Annotated in this window: 14 protein-coding genes, 1 tRNA gene and 1 pseudogene; 4 read left to right on the top strand and 12 right to left on the bottom strand. The window is 70.6% G+C overall.

What is annotated here, in order from left to right:
* Positions 1–53: 53 nt before the first annotated feature.
* The 3 genes from ABZ822_RS09355 to ABZ822_RS09365 form a co-directional block, all read right to left on the bottom strand.
* Positions 54–126: transfer RNA gene (locus ABZ822_RS09355), tRNA-His, on the bottom strand.
* A 102-nt stretch (positions 127–228) separates the two neighbouring features.
* A complete protein-coding gene (gene orn / locus ABZ822_RS09360; RefSeq protein WP_360849414.1) occupies positions 229–867 on the bottom strand; it encodes an oligoribonuclease in 639 nt (212 codons plus the stop codon).
* A 5-nt stretch (positions 868–872) separates the two neighbouring features.
* Complete coding sequence (locus ABZ822_RS09365; protein WP_360849417.1) at positions 873–2,135, bottom strand: helix-turn-helix domain-containing protein; 1,263 nt, start codon at positions 2,133–2,135, stop codon at positions 873–875.
* An 802-nt stretch (positions 2,136–2,937) separates the two neighbouring features.
* Here ABZ822_RS09365 and ABZ822_RS09370 point away from each other — a divergent pair.
* Complete coding sequence (locus ABZ822_RS09370) at positions 2,938–3,459, top strand: universal stress protein (protein ID WP_360849420.1); 522 nt, start codon at positions 2,938–2,940, stop codon at positions 3,457–3,459.
* 260 nt (positions 3,460–3,719) lie between these two features.
* Positions 3,720–4,292, top strand: a complete 573-nt coding sequence (locus ABZ822_RS09375; protein WP_360849423.1) for an acetate uptake transporter — start codon at positions 3,720–3,722, stop codon at positions 4,290–4,292.
* Between the two features lie 150 nt (positions 4,293–4,442).
* On the opposite strand, the gene glmS is transcribed toward ABZ822_RS09375, so the two are convergent.
* From glmS to ABZ822_RS09390, 3 genes are all read right to left on the bottom strand, one after another.
* The gene (gene glmS / locus ABZ822_RS09380; RefSeq protein ID WP_360849426.1) at positions 4,443–6,257 is read right to left on the bottom strand and encodes a glutamine--fructose-6-phosphate transaminase (isomerizing); all 1,815 of its coding nucleotides are present in this window, start codon (positions 6,255–6,257) and stop codon (positions 4,443–4,445) included.
* A gap of 64 nt (positions 6,258–6,321) precedes the next feature.
* Positions 6,322–6,597, bottom strand: coding sequence for a hypothetical protein (locus ABZ822_RS09385; RefSeq protein WP_360849429.1), 276 nt, complete (start codon positions 6,595–6,597; stop codon positions 6,322–6,324).
* Positions 6,598–6,694: 97 nt separating this feature from the next.
* Entirely contained in the window at positions 6,695–7,048 is a 354-nt protein-coding gene (locus ABZ822_RS09390; RefSeq protein ID WP_360849432.1) for a nuclear transport factor 2 family protein, read from the bottom strand.
* Between the two features lie 89 nt (positions 7,049–7,137).
* Between ABZ822_RS09390 and ABZ822_RS09395 the strand changes: the two genes are divergently transcribed.
* The gene (locus ABZ822_RS09395) at positions 7,138–7,878 is read left to right on the top strand and encodes a TetR/AcrR family transcriptional regulator (protein ID WP_360849435.1); all 741 of its coding nucleotides are present in this window, start codon (positions 7,138–7,140) and stop codon (positions 7,876–7,878) included.
* Positions 7,879–7,971: 93 nt separating this feature from the next.
* Here the strand turns inward: ABZ822_RS09395 and ABZ822_RS09400 are convergent.
* Positions 7,972–8,465: pseudogene (locus ABZ822_RS09400) on the bottom strand (DUF4429 domain-containing protein); the annotation flags it as partial.
* A gap of 132 nt (positions 8,466–8,597) precedes the next feature.
* Here ABZ822_RS09400 and ABZ822_RS09405 point away from each other — a divergent pair.
* Positions 8,598–10,184, top strand: coding sequence for a beta-N-acetylhexosaminidase (locus ABZ822_RS09405; RefSeq protein ID WP_360849438.1), 1,587 nt, complete (start codon positions 8,598–8,600; stop codon positions 10,182–10,184).
* Positions 10,185–10,333: 149 nt separating this feature from the next.
* Here the strand turns inward: ABZ822_RS09405 and ABZ822_RS09410 are convergent, their stop codons facing one another.
* From ABZ822_RS09410 to ABZ822_RS09430, 5 genes are all read right to left on the bottom strand, one after another.
* Positions 10,334–12,139, bottom strand: a complete 1,806-nt coding sequence (locus ABZ822_RS09410; RefSeq protein ID WP_360849441.1) for an IucA/IucC family siderophore biosynthesis protein — start codon at positions 12,137–12,139, stop codon at positions 10,334–10,336.
* Positions 12,136–12,732 (bottom strand): GNAT family N-acetyltransferase, encoded by a 597-nt coding sequence (locus ABZ822_RS09415; protein ID WP_360849444.1) that lies wholly within the window; start codon positions 12,730–12,732, stop codon positions 12,136–12,138. The genes ABZ822_RS09410 and ABZ822_RS09415 overlap by 4 nt, the downstream gene beginning before the upstream one ends.
* The gene (locus ABZ822_RS09420) at positions 12,729–14,117 is read right to left on the bottom strand and encodes a lysine N(6)-hydroxylase/L-ornithine N(5)-oxygenase family protein (protein WP_360849447.1); all 1,389 of its coding nucleotides are present in this window, start codon (positions 14,115–14,117) and stop codon (positions 12,729–12,731) included. The genes ABZ822_RS09415 and ABZ822_RS09420 overlap by 4 nt, the downstream gene beginning before the upstream one ends.
* Positions 14,118–14,167: 50 nt before the next feature.
* Positions 14,168–15,724 (bottom strand): aspartate aminotransferase family protein, encoded by a 1,557-nt coding sequence (locus ABZ822_RS09425; RefSeq protein WP_360849450.1) that lies wholly within the window; start codon positions 15,722–15,724, stop codon positions 14,168–14,170.
* Between the two features lie 410 nt (positions 15,725–16,134).
* Complete coding sequence (locus tag ABZ822_RS09430) at positions 16,135–17,091, bottom strand: siderophore-interacting protein (protein ID WP_360849453.1); 957 nt, start codon at positions 17,089–17,091, stop codon at positions 16,135–16,137.
* Positions 17,092–17,124 lie beyond the last annotated feature (33 nt).

A 17,124-nucleotide genomic window follows, 5' to 3' on the forward strand; every position in this document is an offset into this window, starting at 1 on the left:
GCGCAAAAAAATCATCCCCTGGCCCGCGCTCGGGCCAGGGGATGATCTCTCAGGGTGAGTAACGGGACTCGAACCCGCGACATCCTGGACCACAACCAGGTGCTCTACCTGCTGAGCTATACCCACCATGACCGGTGCTTTCCGCACCGGCCGAGAAAAAGTGTACAGGGTCCGGCGGAGTGCTCGCTCCCGGCTTTGCGGCGGGTCGTCCGGGCCGGGAGCGAGGCGTCACTCGGCCGGTTGCGGGTCCGGTGCAGGAGCGGACCGTTCCGCTGGGAGGACGTGGCGCGCGGCGATCGTCTTCGCCGTGTCCGAGTCCGGGCCGGGCTGCGGAACGAAGATCGCCTCCCGGTAGTAGCGGAGTTCGGCGATGCTCTCGCGGATGTCCGCGAGAGCCCGGTGGTTGCCGTTCTTCTCCGGGCTGTTGAAGTACGCCCGCGGGTACCACCGGCGCGCCAGCTCCTTGACGGAGGAGACGTCGACGATCCGGTAGTGCAGGTAGTCCTCCAGCGTCTGCATGTCGCGCGCCAGGAAGCCGCGGTCCGTGCCGACGGAGTTTCCGCACAGGGGGGCCTTGCCGCGCTCCGGCACGTGCTCGCGCACGTACGCCAGCACCTGCTGCTCGGCGTCCTCCAGCGTCGTGCCGCCGTCCAGCTCGTCGAGCAGCCCGGAGGCCGTGTGCATGTGCCGCACCACCTCGGGCATGGTGGCGAGCGCCTCGGCGGGCGGGCGGATCACGATGTCCACCCCGTCACCGAGCACGTTCAGCTCCGAGTCGGTGACCAGTGCGGCCACCTCGATGAGCGCGTCACTCGACAGCGAGAGGCCGGTCATCTCGCAGTCGATCCACACCATGCGATCGTTCATGTGTCTCACCCTACGGGGCGGTCACGCTGACCGGGGACCGACGGACGCCCGGATATGCGCCCGCCGTGCCCGCCTTGCTCGGCCAGTCGCGGAGCGTAGGCGTCCGAATCCGGTTTGCCCGGCTCGTACCCCGCGCTCCCGTGTCCGCCGTAGCCTCCGCCCGGTCCGTGCCGCCGGACCGGTACGGACGCGGCCAACGGATCCGAGGGTCCCCGCTGCTCCGCGATCTCCATCCGCTCGGGCGAGCCGTTCTGCGGCCTGCGCGCCCGGTACGCCGCCCGGTAAGCGGCCGGCGAGGAGCCGAGCTGGCGCCGGAAGTGGCCGCGCAGCGCGACGGGCGAGCGGAAGCCGCAGCGGCCCGCGACTTCGTCCACGGAGTAGTCCGAGGTCTCCAGCAGCCGCTGGGCCTGGAGCACCCGCTGGGTGATCAGCCACTGCAGGGGAGCGCTCCCAGTGAGGGAGCGGAAACGCCGGTCGAAGGTGCGCCGGCTCATGTAGGCGCGGGCCGCCAGGGTCTCCACGTCGAACTGCTCGTGCAGATGCTCGAGCGCCCACGCGACGACCTCGGCGAGCGGGTCCGCGCCGATCTCCTCCGGTAAAGACCTGTCGAGATAGCGCTCCTGGCCGCCGCTGCGCCGCGCCGGGACGACCAGCCGCCGGGCGAGCGCGCCCGCGGCCTCCGCCCCGTGGTCGGTCCGCACGATGTGCAGGCACAGATCGATGCCCGCCGCCGTCCCGGCCGAGGTCAGGACGTCGCCGTCGTCGACGAACAGCTCGCGCGGGTCCACATGGACGGACGGATAGCGCTTGGCCAGCGTCGGCGCGTACATCCAGTGCGTCGTCGCGGGCCGGCTGTCCAGCAGTCCGGCCGCTGCCAGCACGAACGCGCCGGTGCACAGCCCGACGATCCGCGCGCCCTCCTCGTGCGCCCGGCGCAGCGCGTCCAGGGACTCGGCCGGTGGCGGCGCGGTGATCGACCGCCACGCGGGTACGACGACGGTGCCGGCTCGGGACAGCGCGTCGAGGCCGTACGGCGCCGTCAGTTCGAGGCCGCCCGTGGTGCGCAGTGGCGCGTCCTCGCCGGCGCACACCAGCAGCCGGTACCGGGGTACCCCGGCGTCCTGGCGGTCGATGCCGAACACGGAAAGCGGGATGGAGCTTTCGAAGATGGGCCCGCCGCTGAAGAGCAGCACTGCGACGATCTCCCGGCGGCGACGCCCGGAGAGCTTCCGCGCGGCCTCCGGTGCGGTCGTGGAGTCCTGGCTCATGGCACTAAGCCCCCCTCGGTGGTCGCGGCTCCTCGGTTAGGTCGCTCCTGCACGTTTCCCCTCGGTCCTGCACAAGTCCCCCGCAGTGAATGGCCAAGATCGAATCTACTGCGTCGTACGAGGCCGGCGTGACAAGTTCACCACCCACCGCTATGTCGACATGACAACTTGGCGTGAAGCATTCGATCACGAAGCGTTGCACTCGATGGCGCCTCTGGGAAGTGCGCCTCACGTTCCCGCCCCCGGTCGATGGGGTGCTTACGCCCGGGACACCCCGTTCCGTCCCCGTCGCGCAGGGGTTCGGGAACCGTTCCTGCAACTCATGTGTGGTTGCGTGAAGTTGGCCGAAAAAATTCGGAGGCACGGGCGACGGGGCTGGGAGTCGACCGGCGTACGCCCCCGGCGCACGGAAGTTGACCGTGCGCCGGTGTGAGCCCCCCTTCCCTCCGCCCCCGCATCCGGTCCGCCGGAGTCCCTGATCATGAGAGCGATAGTACGGATCCGGACGATCGGCGGCGACGTCTGCGCTGATGACCGCAGTGTGACGCGATAGGCGCTGTGAGTCATCACACGGGGGCATTGCGTTACGGGCGCCGCTCCGGCATGCTCCCGTGAAGCCGTACCGCGGCTGCCGCATCGCCCCGCTCCCGTGCGGGGCTGTGGGCCCTGGGCAGGTGGGGAGTGTCGCCGTACCCTTGTGGGTAAGGGATTGGGAAGATGATTCCCGGACGATCCACCAGGTCCGAACCGCTCCGTCAACTGTCGTTCCCCTCCCAAGAGGACATCCTTCGCCGAGACACCGATGGCCGGTCACGAGATTCCCGAACCAGCGGACCGCAAGCAGGTCGCTGATCCGACAGCGCCCCTCGAAGCGGCGGAAGAGTCACGCCATCCTTGCGATCCGGCGTTCCGGCACGGGGTCGTGGTGGGCTTCGACGGCTCGACCTCCAGCGAGCGGGCCCTCGCCTATGCGATCGGCATGGCCGTGCGGTCGGGCTCGGGCCTGATCATCGTGCATGTCGCCAACCGGCTGCCGACGACGGTGTGGGCGGGCTGCGAACCGCCCGTCTTCGTGGACGTTCCGGACCACCGCACCGAGGTCCTCGGCCTCGAACTCGCCTGCGCGGACTATCTGTCCGAGGTGCCCTGGATCCTCGTCGAGCGGGGTGGGGACATCTGCCACGAACTGGAAGAGGTCGGCCGGGAGTACTCGGCCGACGCGATCGTGGTCGGCTCCACGCACGGGCTGGTCGGCCGGATCTTCGGCTCGGTGGCGGGGCGGCTCGCGCGGCGCGCACAGCGCCCCGTCATCGTCATCCCGTAGGCGTCGCGCCGCAACTCCTCCCGTTCCGCCGGGTCTTCGGGCTCCTCCATCGGCCTGTTCGGTTCTTCCTTGCGTGCGTTCCGTTCTCCCTCGGGCACCACGGGTCCACATGCGTCACAACTCCGCGTTCCCGCAGGTGAGATGGGTCGGTGGTGGCTGGTGCTCCGGTCCGGCTACCCGCGCGTAGAGGTGGATTGCGCCTGCGCGAGGGGTAGTTATCCGCCATCGGACGAAGCACAACCGCACGAAGGGAGCCCGCTGTGGACAATGGCGTCGCCGCGGGACGAGGCAGTGCCTCGACTCTGGGTCAACTCTCGCTCGGACTCACCCTGTTGGCGTTCGGCCTCGGTCACACCGGTGTGATCGACGGCGTGAGCGCCGCTGATGCCGTCACCCTGGCCGTCTGGGTCGGGGGTGTCACGCTGTTCGTCGCCGGACTGATGGAACTCCGGGCGGGCAACGCCCCGAACGGCACGGCGTTCGCCGCTCTGGGGGCCTTCTGGTTCACCTGGGGCCGCGGCGCCGGAGCCGAGGCATCCGCGGAGGCCACCGGCCTCTTCCTGGTCCTCTTCGCCCTGCTCGCCCTGACCCTCACACTCGGCGCGGCGAGCGCCGGCCGTCTCGCCCAGGGCGTCCACGGACTCCTGTGCGTCTCCCTGCTCCTGCTCGCCGTCGCCCAGTTCGCCGGGAACGACGGGCTCGCGCAGGCCGGCGGATGGGCGGCCGTACTGTCGGGCGCCGGTGCGTGGTACACGGCCACGGCGCCCCTGGCCTCCTGGCCGGCAGCCCGGCCCGGACGCGCTGCCGACCCGGGCGTGACGGTCTCCGGCTAGGCAGCAGGGACCGGCCTGGGACGCCTCCACCCCAGGGCGGGGGCGGCGAAGCCGGTCCGACGGGAGGCCCCCGGCGCTTCGGTGGCGCGCGCCGGGGACCACTCCGCGGCCGCTCGGCGGATCACACCCTCCGGGCGGCCGTACCGTCGATCACTCCACCGTCACGGACTTGGCCAGGTTCCGCGGCTTGTCGATGTCGCGGCCCAGCGCCAGCGCGGAGTGGTAGGCGAGAAGCTGGAGCGGGATGCCCATCAGGATCGGGTCCAGCTCCACCTCGTTCTTCGGCACCACGAGCGTGTGGTCGGCCTTCTCCTGCTCCTGGTGCGCCACGGCCAGGATCCGGCCGCTGCGTGCCTTGATCTCCTCCAGCGTGGCGCGGTTCTTCTCCAGCAGGTCGTCGTCGGGCACGATCGCCACCGTCGGCACCGCCGGCTCGATCAGCGCGAGCGGACCGTGCTTCAACTCCGATGCGGGGTACGCCTCCGCGTGCACATAGCTGACCTCCTTGAGCTTCAGCGATGCCTCGCGGGCGACCGGGTAGCCGCGGACCCGGCCGACGAACATCATGCTCTTGGCGTCCGCGTACTGCGCCGCCAGCTTCTTGATCTCCTCCTCGCCCCGCATGATCTCGGCGATCTGCTCCGGCAGCTTGCGCAGACCCGCGATGATCCGCTTGCCGTCGGCGACCGACAGGTCGCGGATGCGGCCGAGGTGCAGGGCCAGAAGCGCGAAGGCGACCGCGGTGTTGGTGAAGCACTTGGTGGAGACCACGCAGACCTCGGGGCCCGCGTGGACGTAGACGCCTCCGTCGGTCTCCCGCGCGATGGCGCTGCCCACCACGTTGACCACGCCCAGCACCCGGGCGCCCTTGCGCTTCAGCTCCTGGACCGCGGCGAGTGTGTCGTACGTCTCGCCGGACTGGCTGGTGGCGATGTAGAGGGTGTCGGGGTCCACCACCGCGTTGCGGTAGCGGAACTCGCTCGCCGGCTCCGCGTCCGCGGGGATGCGCGCCAGCTCCTCGATCAACTGGGCGCCGATCTGGCCCGCGTGGTACGCCGAGCCGCAGCCGAGGATCTTCACCCGGCGCACCCCGCGTGCCTCGCGCGCGTCGAGGTTCAGCCCGCCCAGGTGCACGGTGGAGAACCGGTCGTCGATCCGGCCGCGCAGCACGCGGTCCACGGCGTCGGCCTGTTCGGAGATCTCCTTGTGCATGTACGTGTCGTGGCCGCCCATGTCGTAGGACTCGGCCTCCCACTCCACCGTGGTCGGCGAGGCAGCGGTACGGCTGCCCTCGGTGGTGTACGTGCGGTAGTCGTCGGCCTTGAGCGTGGCCATCTCACCGTCGTCGAGGGTGACGACCTGGCGGGTGTGGCTGACGAGGGCGGCCACGTCCGAGGAGACGAACATCTCGTGCTCGCCGATACCCAGGACCACGGGGGAGCCGTTGCGGGCGACGACGATCCGGTCGGGGAAGGAGGCGTGCAGTACGGCGATGCCGTAGGTGCCGTCGATCAGGCGGAGCGCCTGGCGGACCTTCTCCTCCAGGGTCTCTGCCTGGGAGCGGCCGATGAGGTGGGCCAGGACCTCGGAGTCGGTCTCGGAGGCGAACTCGACGCCGTCGGCGGTGAGTTTGGCGCGCAGCTCGGCGGCGTTGTCGATGATGCCGTTGTGGACGACGGCGACCGTGCCCTCGGCGTCGGTGTGGGGATGGGCGTTGATGTCGTTCGGGGCGCCGTGGGTGGCCCAGCGGGTGTGCGCGATCCCGGTGGTGCCCGCGAAGCGCTTGGGAAGCCTGCCCTCCAGCTCACGGACGCGGCCCTTGGCCTTGGCCGTCTTCAGCCCGCCGGACTTGCCGTGGATGGCGATACCGGCGGAGTCGTAGCCGCGGTACTCCAGTCGCTGCAGTCCTTCGAGGAGCAGCGGAGCAACATCTCGTTTGCCGATGTATCCGACGATCCCGCACATGGGGTCTGTCCCTCCCGTGATGTTCCGTGTGGTTCCGGGCTCGATGGCCTTCGACGCGTGGTGGTCAGCCGTAGACGATGCGGCGGAGCTGCCGCAGGGACAGCTCGCGCGGGGCGACCGCACGGCGGGGCAGCTCGTGGGTGATCCGCTCGAAGATGTCCGTGTTGCTCAGGCCGCCCGACTGCAGTTCGCGGTGGCGGCGGCGGACGAACTCCTCCGTCGTCTCGTCGAAGTACGCCAGCACGTCCAGCACCACCCGGGCCGCCTCGCCGCGCTGCAGCGGCGTCGAGCGGACCAGGTGGTCGACGAGGTCCTCGTGGGACGTGGGGCGATCGAGCACTCGTTGATGGTGCGGTCTCACGCGGAGTTTCGCAACAATCCTGCCCGGAATCGGGCACAGGAGAAGCAAAACCTCGCGGGATGGCCCTCCGATCGCCTCAGAACTCGCCGAAGAAGCCGTCTATCCGCTCGATCCGGCCGGAGGTGTCGACCGTCGTGACGTCCATGCCGGCCACCGCCGCCCTGCCGTCGACGCGGACCTCCCAGCGGTAGCGGAACCGGCCGTTGTGCCCGTCGGCCTCGCCGATGCGGTGGTACGAGGCGCCCGGCAGATCGGTGCGTGCCGTGCGGATCATCTCCTCCATCGCGTCGGGCCCCACGGTCGTGTTGGCCGGGTCGACGAAGAGGACGTCTCGGGTCACGGCGCGGTCGAGATGGCCGCGGATCAGGCCGGTGTCGGTCTCGTTCCACGCCGCGAGGTAGTGGGTGAAGGTCTCGGGCAGGGCGGTCATGGCTGCTCCTCGGGAAGTTGCAGACCGTCTGTCGGTTTACTTTCCGGCTTCACCGTAATTACCGACAGGCAGTCTGTAAAGTGCTGTGCATGGCGACTCAGGCGGAACGGCGGCACGCCACGCGGCGCAGGATCCTCGATGCGGCACGGGATCTCTTCGCGCGTCAGGGCATCGACGCGACGAGCACGGAGGTGCTCCTGAAGGCGGCCGGCGTCAGCCGCGGGGCGATGTACCACCACTTCGCCTCGCGCGAGGACCTCGTCGCCGCCGTCTACGAGGAGGAGGCCGCCGCGGCGATCACCCGCGCCGCGGAGCGGGTGCCGGAGGACGCGACCGCGCTCGAGCGACTGGTCGCCGGAAGCCTCGCCTGGCTGGACGAGGTGAGCCGGCCCGATGTCGCCCGCATCGTGATCGAGGACGGCCCGGCCGCGCTCGGATGGCGGCGCTGCCGCCGGATAGAGGAGCGGTACAGCCTCGGGGAGGTCGGGGGCGCGCTGCGGCGGGCCGCTGAGGCCGGGGAGATCCGCGTCGACTCGGTCGACGTCACCGCACGCCTGATCAACGCCGTGCTGGGGGAGGCGGTTCTGGTCATGATCGGCGCCAGGCCCGGCGCGGAGGACCGGACGAGCGTGGAATCGGCGCTGCGGGCTCTGCTGAACGGACTCGCCGTCCGGGAGGGGGACGGCCGGGGGCAGAGCCGTGACCAGGACCCGGGGCGGGACGCGGATCCGCGTCCCGCTGTGAGTCCCGATGCGCGGTCGGGGGCGCCTCCAGGTGCGGGCTCAACGGTGTCCGGCGGGCCGGTGACCCGGCGCGGGGGCTCGCGGTGACCGGGCGCCGCTCATCGCGTACCCGCGCCGCAGTCCCGACCTCGCGTTCCCGCCGCCGAGGAGGCGCACCGTGGTCCGCGGCTCGGGGAGGGATCAGAAGCGCTTGAGCACCGCCTGCTTCGCCACCGTGAACTCCTCCTCCGTGAGCACCCGGACCGGTGCAGCACGCCCAACTCCCGCAACCTCCACAGCAGTTCGTCGTGGAGGTCTGCCGTACCGCCTCCGTCCCCCGCAACCCCGACGGCCCTGGGGGGCGGCCGGTGCCGCCGGTGCGGCATCCGAGCGGCCACCGCGGCCGCGACCAGAGCCGTCAGCGGATCCTTCCTGAAGCCGAACAGCACCAGGGCGTGCGGGTCGTACTTGGCCGGGGACTTCGGTGACGCCGCGGACACGATGAAGCGGAGGCATCCGTTCTCGAGTCCCAAGGCAGGCATCCACTCGACGGCGGCCAGGTCTGCGACGCTCAGGACCCGCGGCCCAGCCCTCTGCTTCACCTCGTCCGTCTTCCAGGTCCAGCCGAGCCGCACCCGGCCCCCGTCGAACGCGACCACTCCGTCCCCCGCGCCGACCGTCAGCGGCACGGAAGGCGCGACGCGCACGACGCCGCACTGGTCTACACCTTGACCGTCACAGTGGCGCGCGGTACCCATGGGACCGTCCGGTCGCTCCACCCGCCTGCGCCCCACCGCAAGGACGAAGCCCCGTCGAAGGGACCGCTCGTGAGACGACTGCCCCGACTGCTCTGCTCCCTCCTCCTCGTCGCCTCGGCCGGAGCGACGGCCACCGGTTCCGCTTCGGCGGAGGACTCCGACGACGCCCGCTCCGTGATCCCGCTCGACCGCGTGGTGCCTGCACCCGTCTCCGTACGGCCCGGCGGTGACCCTTACGCGATCGGCTCCCGGACCGTCATCCGCGTGCCGGACCGCTCGCGCGCCGCGCGCGAGGCGGCCGAGCAACTGGCGGGCCTCCTCCGGCCGTCCACCGGCTTCGCCCTGCCCGTCACCTCGCGCGCCGGGCAGGACGGCATCGTCCTGCGCCTCGGCGGTGGCCGTGAGCTGGGCGCCGAGGGCTACCGCCTCGACTCCTCCCGGGACTCCGTCACCATCACCGCCCGCAAGGGCGCCGGGCTGTTCTACGGCGTTCAGACGCTGCGTCAGCTCCTGCCCGCCTCGGTCGAGAAGGCGGACCGGCAGCCCGGACCGTGGCGGGTCGCGGGCGGCACGATCACCGACAGCCCCCGCTTCGCCTACCGCGGGGCGATGCTCGACGTGTCACGCCACTTCTTCACGGTGAGTCAGGTCAAGCGCTACATCGACCAGATGGCCCTGTACAAGATCAATACCTTCCATCTGCACCTCTCGGACGACCAGGGCTGGCGGATCGCGATCGACTCCTGGCCCCGGCTCGCCACGTACGGAGGCAGCACCCAGGTCGGGGGCGGGCCCGGCGGCTTCTACACCAAGGACGACTACCGCGAGATCGTCCGCCACGCCGCCGACCGGCAGGTGGAGATCGTGCCCGAGATCGACATGCCGGGCCACACCAACGCGGCCCTCGCCTCGTACGCCGAACTGAACTGCAACGGCGTGGCCCCACCGCTCTACACCGGCACCGAGGTCGGCTTCAGCTCCCTCTGCGTGCCGAAGGAGGTCACCTACGACTTCGTGGACGACGTCGTGCGCGAGGTGGCCGCGATGACACCAGGCCGCTACCTCCACATCGGGGGCGACGAGGCGCACTCGACGAGCCACGAGGACTACGTCGCCTTCATGGACCGCGCACAGGCGGCCGTCACGAAGTACGGGAAGACGGTCGTCGGCTGGCACCAGCTCACCGGTGCCAAGCCGGCGAAGGGTGCCGTCGCGCAGTACTGGGGCACGACGGGGACCGAGCAGGAGGTCGTGGACGCCGCCAAGGCCGGGACCCGGCTCGTGCTCTCTCCCGCCAACCGCATCTACCTCGACATGAAGTACACCAAGGACACGCCCCTCGGGCTGAGTTGGGCGGGCTATGTCGAGGTCCGGCAGTCCTACGAGTGGGATCCGGGTGCGTACGTCAAGGACACCCCGGCCTCCGCGATCCTGGGCGTCGAGGGTCCGCTGTGGTCGGAGACGCTCTCGACGAGCGACCACATCGAGTTCATGGCCTTCCCGCGGCTCGCGGGGGTCGCGGAGCTGGGCTGGTCCCCGGCGGCCGCGCTCGACTGGGACTCCTACCGGACGCGGCTGGCCGCACAGGGCCCGCGCTGGTCCGCGCTCGGCATCGACTACTACCGCTCGCCGCAGGTTCCCTGGCCCGCGAAGTGAGCGCCTGAACTCCCGCGCGTCAGCGGCCGAATCACCGCCGGGGCCGAACGACCGCCGGGGCCCAACGACCGCCGAGGGCCGGACGTGGACGACCGCCGGGGCCGGGCCGCAGAACAGGCGGCCCGGCCCCGGCGGTCGTCGCCCCGCGGCTAGGACGCCGCCGCGAAGCGGGCGATCGGGTTCTGCAGGGTGCCGATGAGCTGGAGCGCACCCGCGGGGTCCTCCAGGTCGACCATCTGCTGGTTGTTCCTCAGCTGCAGCCGGTTGAGGCAGGAGCGTCCGAACTCCTCGGTGAACAGGTCGTACCGCGCGAAGCGCTCGGCCAGTTCCGGACGGGACGCCTGGTAGTCGCGGACGCACGCGGCGACCGTCCGCCAGAAGGTGTCCTCGTCCATGACGCCCTCGGAGCCGAGGATCCCGCCCAGGAAGCGGAAGAAGCAGTCGAAGACGTCGGTGAAGATCGAGAGGGTCTTCATCTCCTCCGGCACATCGGCCCGGATCCGCTGCACCTCGGGCGGCAGCACCGCGTCCGGGTCCATGACCGCGATCTCCTCGGCGATGTCCTTGAACACCGCCCGCTTCGGTACGCCCTGCTCGTCCAGGACGAGGATGACGTTCTCGCCGTGCGGCATGAACACCAGCTCGTACGCGTAGAAGCAGTGCAGCAGCGGCGTCAGGTACGCGTCCAGGTAGCGGCGCAGCCACTCCGCAGGCTCCAGGCCGGAGCGGGCGATGAGCGCGCCCGCGAACGAGCCGCCCTCACGGTCGGTGTGCAGCAGCGCGGCCATGGTCGCGAGCCGCTCGCCCGGTTCGAGGTCCGCGACCGGGCTCTCCCGCCAAAGGGCGGCGAGCATCTTGCGGTACGGCGAGCTCTTGCTGGTGGCGGCCTCGTAGCTCTCGTGGCGGTATCCGACCGCGGCCCGCTCACGGATGACCGAGAGGCCGCTGGCCGAGAGCACCTCGTCGCGCTCGATGAGGCCGGCCAGCCAGTCGTTGATGGCCGGAGTGGCCACCATGTAGGCGGCGGACAGGCCCCGCATGAAGCCCATGTTCAGCACCGACAGCGCTGTTTTCACATAGTGCTTGGCCGGGTTGCTGGTATTGAAGAAGGTGCGGATCGACTGCTGGGCGAGGTACGCGTCGTCGCCGTGACCGAGGCACACCAGCCGGTTCTGGGCGATCTCGGCGGAAAAGGTCACCGAGAGTTTGTTCCACCACTGCCAGGGGTGGACCGGGATCAGATGGAAGTCGTCCAGTTCCAGGCCGCGTTCGGACATCGCCTGCGCGAAGCGGTCGAGAGTGCTCTGCCCCAGCTCGGAGCGGACGAACCCGTCGTAGTCGAGGCCGGCGCCGCAGGTGAAGGTGGAGCGATCTCGGTGGGCGGCGAGCCAGACGAGCCGTACGGGATTGGCGGCCTCGGGCGCGTACGAGCGGTACTCGTCGGAACCGAAGCCCAGCCGTCCGTTGTTGGCGACGAAGCAGGGGTGGCCCTCGGTCATCCCGGTCTCGATCGCCTGGAATCCGGCCTTGCTCAGCTCCTCCGACGTGACCGGCTCCTTGGCGAGTTTGAAGGCGGTGGAGGCCAGGGTGGAACTGATCTCCTCCAGATAGACGGGCAGAATCTGCTCGCTCAGACCAAGGGCGTCCCGGAACTCGACGAAGAAGTCCAGTGCGTCCAGGGCGAGTTCACGGCCGTCCCGATGGCGGGTGATGCTGCCCGCCTCGATCCGCCAGTGGTCGAGGGCTCCGACGCGGGCCGCGAACCGGTACTCGACCCTCCCGTCGTCGCTGCGGACCGCGTACCGCCCCTCCTCCCCGGCCAGCGGCACGGGGGCCAGCAGACGCTCGTGCGAGAACTCGGCGAGCGCCTTGCGCAGGAGCAGACGGCCCGACTCCGCCCAGAGCGCGGGCGTGAGATGGTCGACGGCTTTGGCCGGTGCGGCGGACGTGGTCATCGGGTGACTCCTCGGGTGGCTCCTCGGACGGAGGATCGGACGGCGGCCTCGAACTGCTCACGGGTGCAGACGCTGAGGTACGCGGTCTTCTCGGGCTTCGCCAGCGTCTCGACGACCTCGAAGCCGACGGCTTCGTTGAGCCGGTGGACGGCGGCGTTGCGGACATCGGGCTCGACGACGACGCGCCGGACCCCGGGATCGGAGAACAGCATCTCCATCACGGTGGTGATCACGGCGAGTGTGAAGCCGTGGACGGGCTCGCCGGCCGGCGCCGTCAGGAAGTGCATCCCGACGTCGCCGGGCACGGCCGGGTAGAGGCCCTTCAGCTCGATGTGGGCCGGGTCGTAGCGCTCGATGAGGAACGCGGGCCGTCCCTCGTACAGCCCGATGAAGGCGTCGTGGTGCGGGGAGGCGGCGATCGAGAAGTACTCGCGCTCGATGTCGGGCAGCGACGCGTCCTGCATCAGCCAGAACGCGGCCTTCTCGTGGGTGACCCAGCCGTGCAGCATCGCGGCGTCGGAGGCGGGGTCCACGGGCCGTACGGCGAACTCGCCGAGGACGGCGTCGGTGCGGCGGAAGAGGGTCTCCGTCATGCGGGGGAGACCTCCAGCGGCTCGTCGGCGTACCGGGGCGCGCGCTGCCCGGGTCCTGCGGTGCCCGGACCGGACGGTCCTGACTCGGGCTGCTCGCCCGGCACCCCGAACTCCTGGAAGGCGATGGCCTTCTCGACCGGGTAGTACTCGCGGCCCAGCAGCTCACGGATGATGCTGGAGTTCCGGTACGCGGCCATGCCCAGGTCGGGGGCGACGAAGCCGTGGGTGTGCAGCTCGGCGTTCTGCACGTAGATGCCGCTTCCGGTGACGTCCACGGAGTAGTTCCGGCGGACGTCGAAGCGGCCGGCGTCGTCCCGGACGATGCGGTCGGCGACGGGGGTCAGGAAGTCCGGGATCCGGTGGCGGTAGCCGGTGGCGAGCACCAGGCCCTGCGTCCGCAGCTCGAAGGACCGGTCCTGCTCCTCGTGGTGCAGCCCGAGCGTGTACGTGCCGTCGCTCTCGTCGTAACCGGCGTGGGAGAGCGCGGTGTTGGTCATCAGGCGAGTGGGGACCTGTCCGCGGCGGCTCTTCATGTAGAGCAGGTCGAAGATCTCGTCGATCAGCTCGCCGTTGATGCCTTTGTAGAGGTTCTTCTGCGAGGTGACGAGCCGGTCCCGGGTGCGGGGCGGCAGCGCGTGGAAGTAGTCCACGTACTCCGGGGAGGTCATCTCGAGCGTGAGTTTGGTGTATTCGAGCGGGAAGAACCGCGGTGAGCGGGTCACCCAGTTGAGCTCGTAGCCGCAGCGGTCGATGTCCTGCAGCAGGTCGTAGTAGATCTCGGCCGCGCTCTGCCCGCTGCCGACGACGGTGATGGAGTCCTTCGCCTGCAGGGCGTCCCGGCTGTGCAGATAGCGGGAGTTGTGGAGGACGTCCCCGCCGAGGCCCCGGCAGGCGTCGGGGACGAAGGGCGAGGTGCCGGTGCCGAGGACCAGGCGGCGGCCGCGGTCGGTGCGGCGCTCGCCGGTGGCCGTCTCCACGGAGTGGACGGCGTAGACGCCCTCGGCCTCGTCGTAGGTCACCTCGGTGACCTGGCGGCCGAAGCGGATGGAGCGGGAGAGTTTCGCGGCGGCCCAGCGGCAGTAGTCGTTGAACTCGGAGCGGAGCGGATAGAAGCTCTCGCGGATGTAGAACGAGTAGAGGCGCCCGGATTCCTTGAGGTAGTTGAGGAAGGAGTACGGGGAGGTGGGGTCGGCCAGGGTGACCAGGTCCGACATGAACGGGGTCTGCAGGGTGCTGCCTTCGAGCAGCATGCCCGAGTGCCAGTCGAAGTCGGGCTTGCTCTCGAGGAAGAGGCCGTCGAGTCCGTCGATCGGGTCGGTGAGGCAGGCGAGCCCCAGGTTGAACGGTCCGAGCCCGATGGCGACGAAGTCGTGGGGGGCGGACATACGGATCTCCTGTCCGTCGGGGATGGTTGAGCCGGAGGGGAGCGGGCCGGTCAGCCGGCCTGAGCGGCGAGTTCCGGCTCGGCGTGCTGTGACAGGTACCGACGTGCGTGCCCGTCGATCAGGTCGAGGACGCAGGCGATGTCGCGGACCGAGGTCTGCGGGTTGAGCAGGGTGAACTTCAGGTAGTGGGCGCCGTCGACCTTGGTCCCGGCCACGATCGCGTCGCCGGAGGCGAACAGGGCCTCGCGCGCGTGCAGATTGACCGTGTCGGCTAGATCGGGGGCGGTGCCGGCGGGCGGCACGTAGCGGAAGACCAGCGTCGAGAGCTGCGGCTGGGTCACGACCTCGAATCGCGGATCGGCGTCCAGCAGTTTCCATCCCTCGGCGGCCAGGTCGACGACCGCGTCGAAGAGCCCGCCGACGCCTTCCGCGCCCATGACGCGCAGCGTCATCCACAGCTTGAGGGCGTCGAAACGGCGGGTGGTCTGAATCGATTTGTCGACCTGGTTGGGGATCCGGTCCTCAGCCATGCGGGCCGGGTTGAGGTAGTCCGCGTGGTAGGTCGCGTGCCGCAGGGTCGCCTGGTCGCGGACCAGGACGGCGCTCGAACTGACCGGCTGGAAGAAGGACTTGTGGTAGTCCACGGTCACCGAGTCGGCGCGCTCGATGCCGTCCAGCAGATTGCGCCTGCGGGAGACCAGCAGCCCGCAGCCGTACGCGGCGTCCACGTGCATCCAGGTCTCGTACTGCTCGCACAGGGCGGCGATCTCGGGCAGCGGGTCGATGGAGCCGAAGTCGGTGGTGCCGGCGGTGGCGACGACGGCCATGGGCACGAGGTCCTCGGCGCGGCAGCGTTCGAGCTCACGGGCCAGCGCGGTCGGCTGCATGCGCTTGTCGCGGTCCACGGGCACCGGGATCACGGACTCGTAGCCGAGCCCCAGCAGGGCGGCCGACTTGGCGACGGAGAAGTGGCTGCACTCGGAGGCGAGGATGCGCAGGCGGGGGAGGATGTCGGCCTTGCGGGGTGGGACTTCGGAGTTCTTGCCGACGATGCGGCAGGTCTCGTCGCGGGCGAGCAGCAGGGCGTGGAAGTTGGACTGCGTACCGCCGCTGGTGAAGATGCCGTCCGCCGCGGCGCCCAGACCGATGCGGTCGGCCGTCCAGCGGATGAGACGGCGCTCGATCAGGGTCCCGCCGATGCTCTGGTCCCAGGTGTCCAGGGAGGAGTTGACGGCCGAGAGCACGGCCTCGCCGAGGACCGCCGGTATGACGACCGGGCAGTTGAGGTGGCCGAGGTAGCGGGGGTGGTGGAAGTAGACGGCGTCGCGGAGGTAGACGTCCTCGAGTTCGTCCAGCGCGGCGGACGGGTCGTGCAGCGGCCGGTCGAGGTCCACCGCGGAGATGGTGGGGGCGAGTTCGTGCGGTGTGACGCCGGTGAACGGCCGGGTGGTCGTGGCGAGTTTGGCGGCCACCCGCTCCACGCCCTCGGTGACGGAGCGGCGGTAGCGCTCGGCGGTGGCGTCGTTGAGCAGATGGGCCCGGTGGTCCGGCTGAGTGGGGACGGCCGGCGACGGGGACTCCTCGGCGGGCTGCGCGAGGAAAGACATGAACTGCCCTCCCGGGTAGGGGGATACGCCACGTCATGGGGAAAGGACGTGGCTCGGGGGACGGACGATTGCGATTACTTAGGTTAGCCTAACCTAAGTAATGCTGCCCGGTGGGGTCGGGGTCAGCGGGGTCGGTTACCGCTCGCCGCCCGGCTCTCGTGCCGTCCGCCCGTTCCCGCGCCCGCGCCGCGTCCCGGTTCCGGTGCGGTCCGGGGCGGGCGGTTGCTGTCTGCGGACATGCCGTTGGGCAGGCCAGTGGGCATGCCGGAGGGCGCACCGGGGGTGCGCTCTCATGACCTCAACTCCGTTGGGGTTCGGCTGGGGTGGGACGGCTCGGACGACGGCGAGCGGTGCCGTACGACGCCGCCCTGCTCAGGAGCCGGCCGTCGTCGTACGGGATCCGGGGTCGCTCAGTCGTCGGTCGCGGTGCCGGACAGGGCCTCCCGGCGGAGGTCCTCCTCGCTGGCGCCGCGACGCCAATAGCCCACGAACGTCACGGCCTTGCGGTCGAAGCCGCGCTCGCGCACGAGGTGGCGCCGCAGGGCGCGTACGGTGCCGGACTCGCCGGCGATCCACGCGTACGGGGTGCCGGGCGGCAGCGGCGCCTCGCGCACGGCCTCCACGGTTTCCCTGGCTGTCACGGCTGTCACTGCTGCCGTGGCCGCCTGCTCCGCCGCTCCCGGCGGTGCCCCGGCCCCGGAAGCCGGATCCCGTACCAGCCAGGTGATCTCGGCGTCGGCCCGCGTCGGCAGCTCCCGGCGGTCCGCCTCGTGCGGAACCTCGATCCAGACCTTCGCCGGCATGCCCGGCGGCAGCCACTCCAGGATCGCGGCTGCCGCGGGCAACGCCGTTTCGTCCGCGGCGATGAGCACCCAGTCGGTGCCCCGCGGCGGACGGCAGCGGACGGCGGTGTTGTCCTCGACCGCCGGGCCGAGGATGATCACGCGGTCCCCCCGGCGGGCACGCTCGGCCCACCGGGAGGCCGGGCCCGCCGCCACGGGCCCGCCCGTTTCCGTGCTGCCGTGGAGCACGAACTCGATGTCCAGCTCGTCCGGTTCACGGCGCTGCGCGCTCACGGTGTAGGAGCGCATGACCCCCCGCACCTCCGGATCCATCTCCCGCCACCGGGCGAACCAGGCGTCGCCCTCCTCGTGGGGGACGAGAGGAGCGTCCTGGCCCGGCTGCGGCAGGAAGAGCGAAAGGCTCTGGTCCCTGCCGCCCGCGAAGAAGCCCTTCAACTGCTCGCCGCCGAAGGTGATCCGGATCATCGAGGGGCCGAGTCTCCTGGATCTGAGGACGTGCAGCTCGAAGAAGCGGAACGGGGCGGCCTCGGCGGTCGCGGCGGCGGGGGCGGCAGCGGTGGGCATGGGGCGGCTCCTGAGATGGCGGCGGGGTGGGGC

This window comes from Streptomyces sp. NPDC047108 (assembly GCF_040643575.1).
In the GTDB taxonomy this organism is placed as follows: domain Bacteria; phylum Actinomycetota; class Actinomycetes; order Streptomycetales; family Streptomycetaceae; genus Streptomyces.